Raw genomic sequence first — 16330 nt, 5'->3', positions numbered from 1 at the left:
CAACTTAGGCAACATAGGCAACATAGGCAACACAATGCAAAGCATCACGTTAGGTTTAACCTATGACAATCCCTGCAGTTACATTGCGCAGCAGCAACGACTGGCTTTTGTGTTACCAGCAACGCCGCTTAGCCCCGAGCTTTATCAGCAACTGATTGATGCTAACTTTCGTCGTAGCCATCAGCAAGTTTATCGGCCACATTGTTCAGCCTGTGATGCTTGCCAATCGGTGCGTTTAAATCCTCGTTTATTAACACTTAGTACAAGCCAACGCAGGTTAGCCAAAAAAGCCCTCAATGCCGCGTGGCGTTTCCAACTTGTCGATACGCCATCGCAGCCCTACTTTGGCTTGTATCAAGCTTACATCGCGTTTAAGCACCGTGATAGCAGCATGTATCCTGCATCAGAGACAGACTTAAATAGTATGCTGGAATGTAGCTGGCTTGCGGTACACTTTTTAGAACAGTACCTTAATGACCAATTAGTCAGTGTTACTGTGGTTGATGTGTTGCCTGATGGGCTATCAGCGGTTTATACCTTTTATTGTCCAACGGTTAGCCCGTTTTCTCCTGGCAAATTAGCCATACTTAATTTAGCCCAAATAACCCAGCAATTAGACAAGTCATGGCTTTACCTTGGTTACAGTATCGATAATTGCGAAAAAATGGCTTACAAAGCTAATTTTAAGCCTCAACAGCGCTTTATTCAGGGACATTGGCACTCATTTGGCTAAAAAAGCGCTTCTTACTTTACTTCTGCCGTCGATTTCGGCACAATCTGCGCAGATTTTTTTATGGTTCATCCAAATTTAAAGAGGCAAATGCGCTGAATGGCGAAAGAAGACGTTATTGAAATGCAAGGTACCATTTTGGATACCTTGCCAAATACCATGTTCAAAGTTGAACTGGAAAACGGCCATGTCGTTACCGCACATATTTCTGGTAAAATGCGTAAAAACTATATCCGCATTTTAACAGGCGATAAAGTGACTGTAGAGCTAACACCATACGATTTAAGCAAAGGCCGAATTGTTTTCCGCCAACGTTAATTGATGTTAAGTGCTGTTTTATCTACATGGCAAAATATAATAAACCCGGCTTAAACCGGGTTTTTAGTTTTGGCTAATTGTAAATTTCTACTCCAGCTTAATCGGTTAACGCCGGTTCATTAGCAACTTGATATTCAAAGTGTAATTCGTCATTAACTAACGCCACTTTTACATCCCCGCCATGCACTAACTGCCCAAACAACAATTCATTAGCCAATGGCTTTTTCAAATGCTCTTGCACTGCTCGTGCCATCGGTCTAGCGCCCATTGTTTTATCGTAGCCTTTATCTGCTAACCACTGTCTTGCATTAGCATCAATTTCAAGCGCCACTTGCTTTTTATCCAGTTGCACCTGTAGGTCACAAATAAATTTATCCACAATCTGTAAAATAATATTTTCAGATAAGTGTTGAAACCAAATAATACCGTCTAAGCGATTTCGAAACTCAGGGCTAAAGGTGCGGTTAATTTCATTAAGTGCATCATGACTATGGTCTTGCTGTTTAAAGCCGATAGACTTACGTACAGTCTCTTGTACGCCTGCGTTAGTAGTCATAACTAACACCACGTTTCTAAAGTCAATTTTACGACCGTTATTATCGGTTAAGGTACCGTGGTCCATTACCTGCAACAAAATATTGTAAATATCACTATGCGCCTTTTCTATTTCATCCAGTAATACGACAGAATAGGGGTGCTTGGATACTGCATCCGTTAATAAGCCACCTTGATCAAAACCAACATAACCTGGCGGCGCACCTATTAAGCGGCTAATAGAATGGCGTTCCATATATTCCGACATATCAAAACGCAGTAATTCTACTCCTAACACTTTAGCAAGTTGCTTGGTGACTTCTGTTTTACCGACACCAGTTGGGCCCGCAAATAAAAAGTTACCAATCGGCTTTTCTTCATTGCCTAATCCAGACCGCGATAAACGAATGGCTGAGGTTAATACCTCTATTGGCTTATCTTGACCAAAGACCACTAGTTTTAAATTACGATCGAGGTTGGCTAACACATCAGTATCCGATGCTGATACCGACTTTTCAGGAATTCGCGCCATTTTTGCAATGACATGCTCTATTTCAGCGACATTAATTACCTTGCGCCGCTTATTTTCGGGTAATAAGCGCTGGCTGGCCCCCGCTTCATCAATAACATCAATCGCTTTGTCTGGTAAATGCCTGTCATTAATATACTTAGCAGACAGTTCAGCCGCTGCACGGATGGCTTTTTGGGTATAGCGCACATTATGATGTTGCTCGTAACGTTCTTTTAAACCTAATAATATCTTGGTGGTATCTTCAACACTGGGCTCTAGCACATCAATTTTTTGGAAACGACGGACTAAAGCGGTATCTTTTTCAAACACCGATTTATATTCTTGATATGTAGTTGAGCCCATACAGCGTAATTTGCCACTTGATAACAAGGGTTTAATTAAATTGGATGCGTCCATAACACCACCTGACGCAGCGCCAGCACCAATGATAGTATGTATTTCATCTATAAATAAAATGGCATCTTTTTCCCGTTGTAACTCTTTTAGTAACGCTTTTAAGCGCTTTTCAAAATCACCACGATATTTTGTGCCAGCTAACAATGCGCCCATATCTAACGAGTAGATAGTTGCATTAGCAATAACTTCTGGCACCTCATTTTTTACAATTCGATAAGCTAAGCCTTCGGCAATAGCCGTTTTACCTACGCCAGCTTCACCCACTAACAGCGGGTTATTCTTTTTACGCCGACACAGCACTTGTACTGCACGCTCTACTTCTTTATCGCGGCCAATTAACGGATCAATTTCACCATTTTGAGCTAAAACATTTAAATTTGTGGTGAAGTTCTCTAAATATTTACTGTCATCGCTTACCACTTCAGTCACGTCATCTTGACCATGCTCATCATGCTGCTCTAACTTTTCAGTTTTAGTCACACCATGCGAAATATAATTAACAACATCCAAGCGACTAATATCAACTTTTTTCAGTAGATATACCGCTTGCGACTCTTGCTCACTAAAAATAGCGACTAAAACATTGGCACCAGTTACTTCAACCTTACCCGATGACTGAACATGAAAGACAGCCCGTTGTAATACTCGCTGAAAACCTAATGTTGGTTGCGTGTCACGCTCTAACTCACCTTCGGGTAATACCGGTGTAGTTGAATCAATAAAACTAGCTAGCTCTGCCCGTAACTTATCAATATTTACAGCACAAGAGCGCAGCGCTTCACCTGCTGCAGGGTTATCTAACAGCGCTAACAATAGGTGCTCTACTGTCATATATTCGTGCCGACGCTCACGAGCAAATCTAAAGGCTAGATTCAGCGTTAACTCAAGATCTTTATTCAACATAAACAACTCCTAAACTACCTGAGTAACAATAATTGACCATGCTAAGAGTGCACTTATGCACGCTCCATCGTACTCAGTAATGGATGCTGATGCTCTTTTGCATACTGCATCACTTGCTGAACTTTGGTCTCGGCTATTTCTGCAGTAAAAGTGCCACAAATGCCTTTCCCTTCATAATGTACTTTTAACATAATTTCAGTGGCTTGCTCATACTGTAAATTAAAAAATCGACTTAATACATCAATAACAAAGTCCATGGGGGTGTAATCATCATTATGCAACACCACCCGATACATTGGCGGCGGTTCAACACGCTGCCGTGTTAATTGCTCTAATCCAATATCTTGATCTTCTGTTTCTTTATTACTATTCATAAACTTTTCTTTATTACTGTTCATAAACTATAGCCATAGCTGCGTCATCCATCAAAGGGTTAAGGTTAATATCTAGTAAATTTTAAGTTTATTTTTGCAAACAACTTGACTGTTTGCTCAAATTATCTACAGTAGTTGATGGAGGTGACGCATTTCCCCCCACCATTTAAACTAGAATACAGAATTTAGCTAACTTAGAGAAGGAAGTAAGTTGTATGGCTACCGGTAAAGTAAAATGGTTCAATAACGCCAAAGGATTTGGGTTTATTCGAGAAGATGGTCGCGATGAAGATATCTTCGCCCATTACTCCACCATAAGTATGGATGGCTACCGTACTCTAAAAGCGGGCCAAGATGTTCAGTTTGATTTATCAGATGGGCCAAAAGGGCTACATGCGGTAAATATCAAGCTTCCTGAAGACTTGGTAGAATAAACAAGCCGCCTAAGGTACAAAAAATTAGGGTCAAGGATATAATAAAAAAGCAGGCTTTAAGCCTGCTTTTTATTTATCAGATGCCACTAATGCTGTCGTTAATGCTGTCGTAAATTATAACGACGCTAACGATGCATTTAAGGTTTGGCTTGGACGCATAGCGGTTGATACTAAATCGCTATCAGGACGATAATAACCATTAATATCGACCGCCTTACCTTGGGCACCATTTAATTCAGCAATAATGGTCGCTTCTTGCTGATTAAGTGTTTGTGCTAATTTAGCAAAACGACTTTGCAATTCAGTGTCAGCCGTTTGATTGGCCAACGCTTCAGCCCAATACATCGCTAAATAATAGTGACTACCACGGTTATCTAACTCACCTAGTTTACGACGTGGTGATTTATCATTGTCTAAAAACTTCGCTGTCGCTTGATCTAAAGCGTCGGCTAAAATTTTTGCTTTGCTGTTGTCGGTTACTTGGCTTAAATGCTCTAACGATGCGGCTAAGGCTAAAAACTCACCTAGTGAATCCCAACGTAAGTAGTTTTCTTTTAAGAATTGCTCAACATGTTTAGGTGCTGAACCACCCGCGCCAGTTTCAAATAAACCGCCACCGTTCATCAACGGAACCACTGACAGCATTTTAGCACTAGTGCCTAATTCTAAAATTGGGAATAAATCTGTTAAGTAGTCACGTAATACGTTACCCGTTACTGAAATAGTATCTAGACCCTCTTTGATCCGAGCTAAAGAGAAACGCGTTGCTTCAACTGGCGACATAATTTGTATGTCTAAGCCGTTAGTATCGTGCTCTTTTAAATAGCTATGCACTTTTGTCATTAATTGACGGTCATGAGCACGGTTTTCGTCTAACCAGAATACGGCTGGGGTATTGCTTAAACGAGCACGATTAACCGCTAATTTAACCCAATCACGGATGGGTGCATCTTTGGCTTGGCACATACGCCAAATGTCACCTTGTTCAACAGCGTGTTCAAATACAGTTTCGCCTTGGCTATTTAATACTTGTACAACACCGGCAGTAGCAATCTCGAACGTTTTATCGTGCGAGCCATATTCTTCTGCTTTTTGCGCCATTAAACCTACGTTTGGCACTGAGCCCATGGTTTTAGGATCAAATGCACCATGCTTTTTACAGAAGCTAATCGTTTCTTGATACACACCGGCATAGCAGCGATCTGGGATCATAGCTTTAGTATCTTTTAGGTTGCCTGCGGTATCCCACATTTTACCTGAGCTACGGATCATGGCTGGCATAGAAGCATCAATAATCACATCGCTTGGTACATGTAGATTAGTAATACCTTTATCTGAATTCACCATCGCTAATTCAGGTTGCTTAGCATAACAAGCATTTAAATCAGCGATAATTTCGTCTTGCTTAGCTTGTGGCAAACTAGTGATTTTACTATATATATCACCGGCACCGTTTTTAACGTCAACGCCTAACTCGGCAAATAATGCCGCATGTTTATCAAAAGCAGATTTAAAGAAAGTAATAACGGCATGACCAAACATAATGGGGTCAGATACTTTCATCATGGTGGCTTTTAAGTGCAACGATAATAATACGTCTTGCTGCTTAGCTTCAGTGATTTGCGCTTGATAAAACGCACATAACGCGGCTTTACTCATGGTAGCAGCATCAATTATTTCACCGGCTAATACTTTTAACTCGGGTTTTAATACCGTAACGCTACCGTCTTTAGCAACCAGCTGAATTTTTAAAGTATCATTTTGTTCTAACGTAGTTGACTGCTCACTACTATAAAAGTCACCTTCAGACATATGGGCAACATGTGACTTAGACTCTGCAGACCACGCCCCCATGCTATGTGGGTTTTTACGTGCATATTGCTTAACAGACGCTGGAGCACGACGATCTGAGTTACCTTCACGCAATACAGGATTTACTGCACTGCCTTTAATTTTATCGTAACGAGCTTTAATATCGCGTTCTTGATCAGTCTTAGGCTCAACAGGATAATTAGGTAACGCATAGCCTTTTTGCTGTAATTCTTTAATTGCGGCATTTAACTGCGGTGTAGAAGCACTAATATTTGGTAATTTAATAATGTTGGCTTCAGGCTGTTTTGCCATCTCACCCAGTTCAGCTAACGCATCGGCTATTTGCTGCTCTGGTTGTAAAAAGTCAGGGAAAACGGCAATAATACGCCCTGATAGCGAAATATCACGTGTTTCAACTTCAATGCTAGCTGCTGCGGCAAAAGCCTGAACTATTGGTAAAAAAGAGTAAGTCGCCAGGGCTGGCGCTTCGTCTGTTTCAGTGTAAATAATTTTTGCAATTTTGTTTGACATGTTTATTCCTGTAATGTGTTCGCGATCATCTGCAGCGTTATCAGCACTGAGTACTAATAAGTGTGCGATGTTGATGTTTTAAACGCATTTGTTGCAAAGCGGCCGTAGTATAGCAGCATGACATTTAATAAAATAGGCGACTATAGGCTAAGGCTTACTGGTCATATATGCTAAGTCGCCATTGTTATAGCGCGATCGGTTAGATTAAAGAACCGCGATTTTAGTTAACTATAAGATTACCCAATATGAGTAGAAGTCAGTTACATCTCACTGTAGCCGCTGTGGTGCATTACAATAATAAGTTTTTATTTGTCGAAGAAATTGATAAACAAAGCCAGCTACGCGTGTTAAACCAACCCGCTGGTCATGTTGAAGAAAATGAAGATTTAATCAGCGCAATCTGTCGTGAGTTGTTAGAAGAAACCGGTTTAAATCTAGCGCCAACTCATTGGCTAGGCATCTCTCAGCTCCATGCAGCCAATGATCATCGTTATGTTCGGGTTAACTTTATTTTTGAGCCCAGCCAGTTACCTGAGCACTATCGTTCGCACGATCCGGATATTTTGGCTTTACATTGGTATAGTCAGCAACAACTTATTGACTCTGGTATGGCGGTACGTAGCCAACTGGTGCTAGATGCCATACAACTCTTTCAACAAGGCGTACGTCTACCCTTAAATCTGATCCAGCCAACGAGATAACATGCTTTGCCAGTAAAAAGAGTGCTATAATGCGCGCCGAGATTTTAACTAGTATAAAGTACGGTGTAATGGCAGAAAACAGCAGTAAAAAAGTCATTGTCGGCATGTCCGGCGGGGTTGATTCGTCAGTATCAGCTTATTTACTTATCCAGCAAGGCTATCAAGTCGAAGGCCTGTTTATGAAAAACTGGGAAGAAGATGATAATGATGAGTATTGTGCTGCAGCAGAAGATATGGCAGATGCCCAAAATGTCTGTGACAAGCTAGGTATAGTCCTGCATAAAGTTAACTTTGCTGCTGAGTATTGGGATAATGTGTTTGAGTATTTCCTGGCTGAATATAAAGCCGGTCGTACGCCTAATCCCGACATCATGTGCAATAAAGAAATTAAATTTAAAGCCTTTTTAGAATTTGCCGCTGAAGCCTTACAGGCCGATTATATCGCTACCGGGCACTATGTCCGTCGACGCTTTATCGATGGCCATTGGCAGCTATTACGCGGTTTAGATAATAATAAAGATCAAAGCTATTTTTTATATACGCTTAATGAACAACATGTCAGTCAAACCTTATTCCCTATTGGTGAATTAGAGAAGCCAGAAGTTCGCGCTATTGCCGAAGAACAAGGTTTAATCACACACGATAAAAAAGATAGCACCGGTATTTGTTTTATTGGTGAGCGTAAATTCAAAGACTTTTTACAACAGTATTTACCAGCACAACCGGGCGATATCGTCAGTGTTGATGGTGCGGTAATTGGTCAGCACGACGGTCTGATGTATCACACCCTTGGCCAGCGTAAAGGTTTACGTATTGGCGGTTTGCGTGATGCAAGCGAAGAGCCTTGGTACGTGGTTGATAAAGATTTAGTCAATAACCAACTTATTGTAGCTCAAGGCCACGATCACCCACGGTTATTATCAACCGGTTTAATTGCCAAGCAATTACATTGGACAGATCGTAAAGGCCCCAGTGCTGAGCTAAAATGCAGCGTTAAAACCCGATATAGACAACAAGATATTGGTTGCACCCTAATCCCGCAAGAGAATGGTGATGTTATGGTAACTTTCGATACGCCGCAAAAAGCCGTGACACCTGGTCAATCTGCGGTGTTTTATCTGAATGACGTCTGCCTTGGTGGCGGCATTATTGATGTAGCAGTACACTAATGGACAAATCACTAAGTAATCAAATTATCGCCCTAGCTGGCTTATGCCAAGCTGTAAAGCTAGTACAGCACAGCGCTCGCAGCACTAGCAGTATGCAACAAGAACTTGCTGTCTGCCTTGGCAGTGTCGCTAAATTAGACGCGGCAAGCCCACTGGATGTTTATGGCGGTGAATTAGCCAACTTAAAAATGGGCCTGCAGTTAATTGTCGACCAATTAGGTGATAAGCCCGAAAAAGACGTAGAACTCACCCGCTACCTTGTGGGTGTATTTGCGCTTGAGCGAAAACTGCACAAAAACCCAAAGCAAATGGACCAGTTAGCGAATAAGCTGCAACATTTAGAACGTCAGTTACAACATTTTACCGTTACCGATGACAATGTCATTGCTAACCTTGCTGATATTTATAGCAACTGTATTAGTAGTATGGGCAGTCGGATCCAAATATATGGCCAGCCTGAAATACTAAAGCAAAACAATGTACAACATAAAGTTCGTGCTTTGTTATTAGCCGCTATCCGGGCTGCTGTATTATGGCGTCAAGCCGGTGGCAGTCGCTTACATTTTATCTTTAAACGCCGCAAGCTGGTGGCAGAAGCCAAACAGGCTTTAGCACAGCTGTCCCCTTCGAGCTTATAGGAGCCGACATGCAACTGAACGCACTTACCGCCATTTCCCCTGTAGATGGGCGTTATGGCAGCAAAACAGCTGATTTACGCCAGTATTTTAGCGAATTTGGTTTAATAAAGTACCGGGTTACCGTCGAGGTACGGTGGTTACAGTTTTTAGCCACTACCAAGGGTATTACTGAAGTACCAAATTTATCAGCAAGCGCAAATGAAGTGTTAGATAGCATAGTTGCCAACTTCAGCCTAGAAGACGCCCAACGGGTAAAGGATATTGAAGCGACCACAAACCATGATGTTAAAGCGGTTGAATATTTATTAAAAGAAAAAGTGGCTAACAATGCCGAGTTAGCGGCTATTAGCGAGTTTATTCACTTTGCCTGTACTTCTGAAGACATTAATAACTTATCGCACGGTTTAATGTTAAATGATGCCAGAAGCAAAGTATTATTACCGCAATGCGATGCCTTACTCGACGCGATAAAAAACTTAGCTAACGAACATAAAACCATTCCTATGATGGCGCGCACCCATGGCCAGCCTGCTTCACCTACTACGATGGGTAAAGAAATGGCCAACGTTTATATGCGTTTAAAACGTCAACGTGACCAAATTGCCGCAGTTGAGGTATTGGGCAAACTAAATGGTGCCGTGGGTAACTATAATGCCCACATATCAGCTTACCCTGAGTTAGATTGGCATCAATTATCTGAACAGTTTGTCACCGGCTTAGGCTTAAGCTGGAACCCGTTCACTACCCAGATTGAACCACATGACTACATTGCAGAATTATTTGATGCGGTAGCCCGTTTTAATACCATTTTACTCGACTTTGATCGTGATATTTGGGGTTACATCGCGCTAGGCCACTTTAAACAGCGCACTATCGCTGGCGAAATTGGTTCGTCTACCATGCCGCATAAAGTTAACCCTATCGATTTTGAAAATTCAGAAGGTAACTTAGGTATCGCAAACGCGTTATTTAATCATTTATCGGCTAAGTTACCGGTATCACGCTGGCAGCGTGATTTAACTGACTCTACCGTGTTGCGTAATTTAGGTATGGGTTTTGGTTATACTATTATTGCTTATCAAGCAACGTTAAAAGGCATTAGTAAACTTGAAGTTAATGCTGAAAACTTATTAGCTGAGCTTGATAAGAACTGGGAGTTATTAGCCGAACCAGTACAAACGGTGATGCGCAAATATGCGATTGAAAAGCCGTATGAAAAGTTAAAAGAATTAACGCGTGGCAAACGAATTACCGCAGCTGACTTACATACCTTTATTGATAGCTTAGCGCTACCAGACGACGTTAAGCAGCAGCTAAAACAGTTAACACCGGCCAATTACATTGGTGCCGCCGTTAGTATTACCGACACTTTGTAATTTGATTTAGCGGTTTACACTTAAGTATTTATACTAGGCGCTAATCTATTAGCGCCTTTTTTATCAGAACTTTTTTCAAAGCATATGTCAGGAATAACTATGTACACACTGAATTGGGGCGAACTTAGCGTTAGTGATTTTTTACAACATTACTGGCAACAAAAGCCGGTACTGATTAAAGCGGGCTTTAAACAATTTGTTGACCCATTAACAGCTGACGAAGTCGCTGGTTTAGCACTAGAAGATGAGATTGATTCACGTATAGTCAGTAACTTAAATGATGACTGGCAACTACATTCGGGGCCCTTTACTGAGTTTGATAGTTTTGGCGAAAAAAATTGGACTTTATTAGTCCAAGCCGTCGATCACTGGCATGCAGAAGCCGCAGAATTATTAAATCCTTTTCGTTTTATTCCTAACTGGCGCATAGATGATTTGATGGTTAGCTTTTCCACACCTGGTGGTGGTGTTGGCCCGCATTTAGATCAATACGATGTGTTTATTATACAAGGTCAAGGTAAGCGGCACTGGCGTGTCGGTATGCCTGATGCCAGCTTACAACAACACTGCCCTCACCCACGTTTATTACAAGTCACGCCCTTTACCGACTGTATAGATGTCATTACTGAGCCAGGTGATATCTTATATATTCCACCAAATTGCCCACACGAAGGCACGAGTGTTGAAAACAGTCTAAATTATTCAGTTGGTTTTAGAGCCCCGTCGCAAAAAGATTTAATTAATGGTTTTGCTGATCATTTATTAGATCAAAACCTTAGTGGCCAACGTTTTAGCGATAAAAACCGTCAAGCCGCTGAGTCAATTGGTGCTATTACTTCTGCTGATTTACAGCAAGTTAAACAACTAGTTAGCGCTATGGCCAATGATGATGCGTTATTACCGCACTGGTTTGGTGAGATGATTAGTCAAGCAAAGCACGAGTTAGATATTAACCAACCAGATCCGCATTATACTAGCGAAGAAATTGCTGAGTATATTGAAGAAGGTTCAGTATTAACACGTGTTGGCGGTTTACGTAGTTGCTATTATCAAGCAGACAACAACAATGAAATTTTACTGTTTATTAACGGTGATAAAGTCGTGGTCCCCGCTACGGAATTGGCAACAGTTAAACTATTAACCGATCAAGATAAGCTATCTGCTGCCGATAATCTGATTTTCTGTCAGTCTGAATCTCGATTACAATTATTAACCCAGTTAATTAATCAAGGTTATTGGTACTTTACTGAATAAGCGCTTTGCTAAAAATTTGCTGTAAAACAATTTAATTCGTCGCCAATAAAAAAACCGCAGTAATTGCGGTTTTTTATGGCTGTAATCAAATGTTTACGATTAAGCTATCTCAGCCTGCCAAAGCTGCTCATCTTCAAACATGTTATATAAGCTTTCTGCGCGGCTAATAAGTAGCTGTGCAAAGTCATGTTTAGTTTTATCATCAATACCGGCATTAATAATTTGTTGAGCTTTCATCTGCCATTGCAGTGAAAAAGCACGTACGGCTTCTCGAGCATTCTCTGCAGCTGATAACGCTATATGATCAGTCGGCAAGTCACCACTAATTACCCAAAACGATTGTTTTTGCAAAGTATTTAGCTTCCAAACGGCCATATATGGCGGTAAATAGCGGCTATCTTGTACGCTGACATTATCTGGCACTATGCCTTTAGAGGCTAAATATTCATTGGCCTTTTGAAATTGCTTACGCACCCACTCGGCCCGTGCTTGTTCAATCTCTGCTTGTTCTGCTTGTTGCTCTTGAGTTAACTGCTCACTCATTGTACGACTTCCTAGGGTTTAGTTTTCCTTACTTTAGGGCAGACGTTAATGACAATCAAGCACTGATATATTTTGTTAGCCTTTAACTGGCATGACCAGCTTATATTTTACGGCTACAGTGGTGAAAGCTGACATGAAATGCTACATTGCGCCGCAGAAAATACGCTGTCATCTGGGACAGTGGTCGCACCTATCGCAGTTAAAAGCGATAAGCTTATCTTATTAACGGAGAAATCAGTCGTGGCAGTATTTAATCATTCTGAGTTCGATAATCATGAGCAAGTTGTTTATTGTAGTGATGCTGAAACGGGGCTAAAAGCCATTATTGCAGTGCATAGCACGGCCTTAGGCCCAGCAGTGGGCGGTTGTCGACTATGGGATTACGCATCAGATGAAGCGGCATTAAACGATGTATTACGCTTATCTCGTGGTATGACTTACAAAAATGCGATGGCTGGTTTGCCGTTAGGTGGTGGTAAGGCCGTAATTTTAGGTGATGCCAAAAAGATCAAGTCAGAGCAGCTATTTCGCGCATTTGGCCGTATGGTGCATCGTTTATCAGGTACTTACTACAGTGCTGAAGACGTAAATATTACCACTAGCGATATTATGCAAGTGCATCAAGAAACTCCTTATGTTGCTGGTTTAGAAGGCAAAAGTGGCAACCCTGCCCCTTTTACGGCTTTAGGAACTTATCGCGGCGTTAAAGCTGCAGCAAAACACTATTTTGGTAGCGACGACTTATCGGGTAAAACCATTGCCGTTCAAGGTTTGGGCAGTGTTGGTTTTTACTTATGTGAGCACCTACACAAAGAAGGTGCCAAATTAATTGTTACCGATATTAATCAAGAAGCCGTGCAGCGTGCAGTAAATCAATTTGGCGCGACAGCCGTTGGTTTAGACGAAATTTATAGCGTCGAAGCTGATATTTATTCGCCATGCGCACTAGGCGCCACGCTTAACGATGACACTATTCCTCTGTTAAAAGCTAAAGTAATAGCCGGTTGTGCCAATAACCAGTTAAAAGAAAAGCGTCATGGTGAAGTGTTAAGACAACAAGGTATTTTATATACGCCTGATTACGTTATCAATGCCGGCGGTATTATTAACGTTGCCTTTGAAATGCGCACTGAAGGTTATAACGCGGATGAGTCTACCGCGAAAGTAAATGAAATTTACGATACCTTATTAAACTTATTCCAACGTGCTGATGAGCAAGCATTACCTACCAGTACTGTTGCCGATTTAATGGCTCAAGAAATTATCAGCCAAGGTCGTAAAATTTAATCATCTTACCTAGTATTAAACCAGCCATTTAGACAAGTGGCTGGTTTCCTTTCTTAGACTAAAAAACTATTTTGCTTTTATCATTTCAACTATTTTCTATTAATTTCAATTCAGGTAAAAGACTAATTGATTACAGCAATTTGGCTTAACTTACGCTAAGATAAAATGGCAACATAATATTGTAGATATGGAGTGTCTAACTTATGTTAAAAATTTTATATAGTGCATTGCTTTTTCTTGGCTTATTTAGCTTTTCTGTCAAAGCCGATCTGGTACAAGTTATCAGTGACATTAAACCTGCAATTGTTGCCATCGGTATCCACAACCCCTTAGCTGCCCCACGAATTCGTTTAGTGGGTACTGGTTTTGCGGTAGCTGATGGTCGTAAAATCGTAACAAATTACCATGTTGTTTCCGCCCTATTAAATACCGAGCGCAATGAAAGTTATGTTGTACTTTCTGGGAATGGTAGCGACATTAAAATGCACTCGGTGTTATCTACCAAAACTGACTCTACCCATGATTTAGCCGTGTTAAGTATTGGCGAAAAGCTACCGACCGTTAATTTGGCTAATAACAAACTGATTGCCGAAGGCAGTTCTATTGCTTTAATAGGTTATCCGATAACAGCAGTATTAGGCCTATATCCCGCTACCCATACTGGTATTATTTCCGCGCTCACGCCCATTGCTATTCCTGCTGATAACTCCAATAGTCTTAATAGCAGAGCTTTGCGCCAATTACAGCAGCCATTTTTACTTTATCAATTAGATGCTACTGCCTATCCAGGTAATAGCGGCAGCCCTTTGGTCGACATTAAAACGGGTAAGGTTATTGGCGTGGTAAATAAGGTGTTTGTTAAATCGACCCGAGAAGCGGTATTAAGTGATCCCAGCAATATAAGTTACGCTATTCCAATCCACTTTTTACACACTTTATTAAAGTAAAAAATTGATGCCGGATAAACAGCCTAGATTTAGGGTAATGTAAATGGATTTTTTTACTCAGTTGGCACTTGACCGAATTACAGTTTAGCCACTTTTGGCACAAGCGCTATGTGCAGGTCTTTAGCTTAATCATGATTGTCTGGGCCATTATGTGCAGTTGGCAATTAGTCTCAGCTTATATGATTTTCACCGGTAGCTTGGTACTTTGCGTTATACAGCTCGCACTACTAGAAACCTTATATCGCCGTGCTAATAGCAATAAATGGCAATATAAACCTTTAGTGTTAGGCTTTACTATATGCGTATTATTTGATTTTATTTTATTTGCCGAATCGGCATTATTTGCTCAAGTTAACAATCAACTTTGGTCTGCGCGCGGCTTTGTTTATGCTGCTATGGTACCGCTGTTAATTATTTCAGTACGGCGTATTCAAGCTTGGGGCATTAATGTTTATATTTCTCGCGATATTGTGCTACAAAGCTCGTTGGTGTTTGCTGCAGGTGTTTACTTAAGCTTAATTGCCATCGCAGGCTTTTATATCCGTTATATTGGTGGCCAGTGGTCACATTTAATCCAAGCGACATTCTTAGTACTCGGTTTTGCCATGTTGGCGGTATTGTTATTTTCTGGTGCTGTTCGTCGCCAACTTAGGGTTTACATTGAAAAACACTTTTTTGCCAATAAGTTTGATTACCGCCAAAAATGGCTAGAGCTAACACGACATTTACGCCAAATAGATATAAGCCAACCCGATCAATACCAAACAATTCTAAAAGCTTGGCTAGATACTATTGGCTATAGCCGCGGTTGCATTATTCGTTATACCCAAGGTCAAAACTTCATCCCCTTAGCGCGCTACGAACGGGCTGAACTTAATACCGCCGAAACTCAACTTATTACTCGTTATGCCGCCACATTTGCCGATAAATACTGGTTAGTCGATTTACAAGATCCTGCTGATGCGTTTGTGCAGCAACTTAGTAATAGAAAGACTATTGACGCCCAATTAGCCATACCTATACAGTCAGAAGGCGAATTATGGGGCTTATGTTTACTCAATGCGCCAGATGTAAACCAACTGAATTTAAACTGGGAGTTACGCGATTTTTTAATGCTGGTTTCTGAGCAAGTAGGTAGTTATTTACTGTTAATGCAAGCCAGTGAAACGCTGAGTGAAAATGCGCAATTTGCCGCCTTTAGTCGTATGTCTGCCTTTGTTGTCCACGACTTAAAAAATGTTAAAGCTCAACTCGATTTACTGTTAAAAAACAGTATTAAACATCGTCATAATCCTGAATTTATTGATGATAGTTTCACCACGTTAGCGGCTATGCAACTGCGCTTAAATAATATGTTACAACAACTTAGCTCTAAACGAAGCCAATCAAGTGAAGATAGCATTTTTAGCGTCAATACTGTTATTAGCCAAGTTGTCAGTGAACGTTGTGCTACTAAGTTGCCCCTACCGTCATTTACGGCAACGGCTGAAGTTCAGCTATCATTAAATAAAGAACGCTTTGCCAGTGTGATATATCATTTAATTGATAATGCTCAGCATGCTACTGAAGAGCAAGGTGAAGTACAGGTCACTTTGGCAGTTAAAAAAAACCATGCCATAATTAGTATTAGCGATACAGGCTATGGTATGTCAGAAGAGTTTATTCGCTTACGTTTATTTAAACCCTTTGATTCAACCAAAGGAAACTCTGGCATGGGCGTTGGTGCTTATGATGCGCAACAATTTGCTGCTCAGCATCAGGGCGAATTATTAGTCAGCAGCACTTTAGCAGTGGGAACTACTTTTACCTTAATGCTTCCATTACACTAACTACTGTATAGTTGTTATTACA

General features: G+C 41.0%; 15 protein-coding genes. 11 read left to right on the top strand and 4 right to left on the bottom strand.

Translation table 11 applies throughout. The features are described from left to right. Nucleotides 1–34: 34 nt before the first annotated feature. On the top strand, nt 35–733 hold the full coding sequence (locus BI198_RS07790; RefSeq protein ID WP_070049048.1) for an arginyltransferase: 699 nt from the start codon (nt 35–37) through the stop codon (nt 731–733). Nucleotides 734–829: 96 nt separating this feature from the next. Further along, nucleotides 830–1048, top strand: coding sequence for a translation initiation factor IF-1 (gene infA, locus BI198_RS07785; protein WP_070049047.1), 219 nt, complete (start codon nt 830–832; stop codon nt 1046–1048). Between the two features lie 97 nt (nt 1049–1145). Here the strand turns inward: infA and clpA are convergent, their stop codons facing one another. Then, entirely contained in the window at nt 1146–3413 is a 2268-nt protein-coding gene (gene clpA / locus BI198_RS07780) for an ATP-dependent Clp protease ATP-binding subunit ClpA (RefSeq protein ID WP_070049046.1), read from the bottom strand. Between the two features lie 53 nt (nt 3414–3466). Continuing rightward, on the bottom strand, nt 3467–3787 hold the full coding sequence (clpS, locus tag BI198_RS07775; RefSeq protein ID WP_070050755.1) for an ATP-dependent Clp protease adapter ClpS: 321 nt from the start codon (nt 3785–3787) through the stop codon (nt 3467–3469). Between the two features lie 215 nt (nt 3788–4002). Here clpS and cspD point away from each other — a divergent pair, with 215 nt between their 5' ends. Further along, a complete protein-coding gene (gene cspD, locus BI198_RS07770; protein WP_070049045.1) occupies nt 4003–4221 on the top strand; it encodes a cold shock domain-containing protein CspD in 219 nt (72 codons plus the stop codon). A gap of 114 nt (nt 4222–4335) precedes the next feature. On the opposite strand, the gene BI198_RS07765 is transcribed toward cspD, so the two are convergent. Then, entirely contained in the window at nt 4336–6564 is a 2229-nt protein-coding gene (locus tag BI198_RS07765; RefSeq protein ID WP_070049044.1) for an NADP-dependent isocitrate dehydrogenase, read from the bottom strand. A gap of 245 nt (nt 6565–6809) precedes the next feature. On the opposite strand from BI198_RS07765, the gene BI198_RS07760 reads away from it, so the two are divergent. The 5 genes from BI198_RS07760 to BI198_RS07740 all read left to right on the top strand — a co-directional run bounded on the left by BI198_RS07760 (nt 6810) and on the right by BI198_RS07740 (nt 11702). Beyond that, a complete protein-coding gene (locus BI198_RS07760) occupies nt 6810–7265 on the top strand; it encodes an NUDIX domain-containing protein (RefSeq protein WP_070049043.1) in 456 nt (151 codons plus the stop codon). Between the two features lie 68 nt (nt 7266–7333). Next, nucleotides 7334–8434 (top strand): tRNA 2-thiouridine(34) synthase MnmA, encoded by a 1101-nt coding sequence (mnmA, locus tag BI198_RS07755; RefSeq protein WP_070050753.1) that lies wholly within the window; start codon nt 7334–7336, stop codon nt 8432–8434. Next, nucleotides 8434–9072, top strand: a complete 639-nt coding sequence (gene hflD / locus BI198_RS07750; protein WP_070049042.1) for a high frequency lysogenization protein HflD — start codon at nt 8434–8436, stop codon at nt 9070–9072. Before mnmA ends, hflD begins: the two co-directional genes overlap by 1 nt. 8 nt (nt 9073–9080) lie before the next feature. Beyond that, on the top strand, nt 9081–10448 hold the full coding sequence (gene purB, locus BI198_RS07745; protein WP_070049041.1) for an adenylosuccinate lyase: 1368 nt from the start codon (nt 9081–9083) through the stop codon (nt 10446–10448). A gap of 99 nt (nt 10449–10547) precedes the next feature. Further along, nucleotides 10548–11702, top strand: coding sequence for a ribosomal protein uL16 3-hydroxylase (locus BI198_RS07740; protein ID WP_070049040.1), 1155 nt, complete (start codon nt 10548–10550; stop codon nt 11700–11702). Nucleotides 11703–11801: 99 nt separating this feature from the next. Here BI198_RS07740 and BI198_RS07735 read toward each other — a convergent pair whose 3' ends face one another. Then, complete coding sequence (locus BI198_RS07735; RefSeq protein ID WP_070049039.1) at nt 11802–12245, bottom strand: DUF4826 family protein; 444 nt, start codon at nt 12243–12245, stop codon at nt 11802–11804. 138 nt (nt 12246–12383) lie between these two features. Here BI198_RS07735 and BI198_RS07730 point away from each other — a divergent pair, with 138 nt between their 5' ends. The 3 genes from BI198_RS07730 to prsK all read left to right on the top strand — a co-directional run bounded on the left by BI198_RS07730 (nt 12384) and on the right by prsK (nt 16308). Then, on the top strand, nt 12384–13532 hold the full coding sequence (locus tag BI198_RS07730) for a Leu/Phe/Val dehydrogenase (RefSeq protein ID WP_201243446.1): 1149 nt from the start codon (nt 12384–12386) through the stop codon (nt 13530–13532). A gap of 203 nt (nt 13533–13735) precedes the next feature. Then, a complete protein-coding gene (locus tag BI198_RS07725) occupies nt 13736–14479 on the top strand; it encodes a S1 family peptidase (protein WP_070049038.1) in 744 nt (247 codons plus the stop codon). Between the two features lie 68 nt (nt 14480–14547). Then, nucleotides 14548–16308: an XrtA/PEP-CTERM system histidine kinase PrsK gene (gene prsK / locus BI198_RS07720; protein WP_070049037.1), complete on the top strand. Its 1761-nt coding sequence runs from the start codon at nt 14548–14550 to the stop codon at nt 16306–16308. Nucleotides 16309–16330: the final 22 nt, after the last annotated feature.

The organism is Rheinheimera salexigens, from assembly GCF_001752395.1.
GTDB lineage: Bacteria > Pseudomonadota > Gammaproteobacteria > Enterobacterales > Alteromonadaceae > Alishewanella > Alishewanella salexigens.
Note: the sequence above shows the minus strand (reverse complement) of the source record. Positions and strands in the feature narration are given on the sequence as shown.

What these genes read in the sequence shown, in the direction of transcription:
- mnmA (WP_070050753.1), top strand. Translation starts at nt 7,334, where the DNA reads ATGGCAGAAAACAGCAGTAAAAAAGTCATTGTCGGCATGTCCGGCGGG.
- BI198_RS07735 (WP_070049039.1), bottom strand. Translation starts at nt 12,245, where the DNA reads ATGAGTGAGCAGTTAACTCAAGAGCAACAAGCAGAACAAGCAGAGATT.
- clpS (WP_070050755.1), bottom strand. Translation starts at nt 3,787, where the DNA reads ATGAATAGTAATAAAGAAACAGAAGATCAAGATATTGGATTAGAGCAA.
- BI198_RS07740 (WP_070049040.1), top strand. Translation starts at nt 10,548, where the DNA reads ATGTACACACTGAATTGGGGCGAACTTAGCGTTAGTGATTTTTTACAA.
- hflD (WP_070049042.1), top strand. Translation starts at nt 8,434, where the DNA reads ATGGACAAATCACTAAGTAATCAAATTATCGCCCTAGCTGGCTTATGC.
- infA (WP_070049047.1), top strand. Translation starts at nt 830, where the DNA reads ATGGCGAAAGAAGACGTTATTGAAATGCAAGGTACCATTTTGGATACC.
- purB (WP_070049041.1), top strand. Translation starts at nt 9,081, where the DNA reads ATGCAACTGAACGCACTTACCGCCATTTCCCCTGTAGATGGGCGTTAT.
- BI198_RS07790 (WP_070049048.1), top strand. Translation starts at nt 35, where the DNA reads ATGCAAAGCATCACGTTAGGTTTAACCTATGACAATCCCTGCAGTTAC.
- BI198_RS07760 (WP_070049043.1), top strand. Translation starts at nt 6,810, where the DNA reads ATGAGTAGAAGTCAGTTACATCTCACTGTAGCCGCTGTGGTGCATTAC.
- BI198_RS07725 (WP_070049038.1), top strand. Translation starts at nt 13,736, where the DNA reads ATGTTAAAAATTTTATATAGTGCATTGCTTTTTCTTGGCTTATTTAGC.
- cspD (WP_070049045.1), top strand. Translation starts at nt 4,003, where the DNA reads ATGGCTACCGGTAAAGTAAAATGGTTCAATAACGCCAAAGGATTTGGG.
- BI198_RS07730 (WP_201243446.1), top strand. Translation starts at nt 12,384, where the DNA reads ATGCTACATTGCGCCGCAGAAAATACGCTGTCATCTGGGACAGTGGTC.
- BI198_RS07765 (WP_070049044.1), bottom strand. Translation starts at nt 6,564, where the DNA reads ATGTCAAACAAAATTGCAAAAATTATTTACACTGAAACAGACGAAGCG.
- clpA (WP_070049046.1), bottom strand. Translation starts at nt 3,413, where the DNA reads ATGTTGAATAAAGATCTTGAGTTAACGCTGAATCTAGCCTTTAGATTT.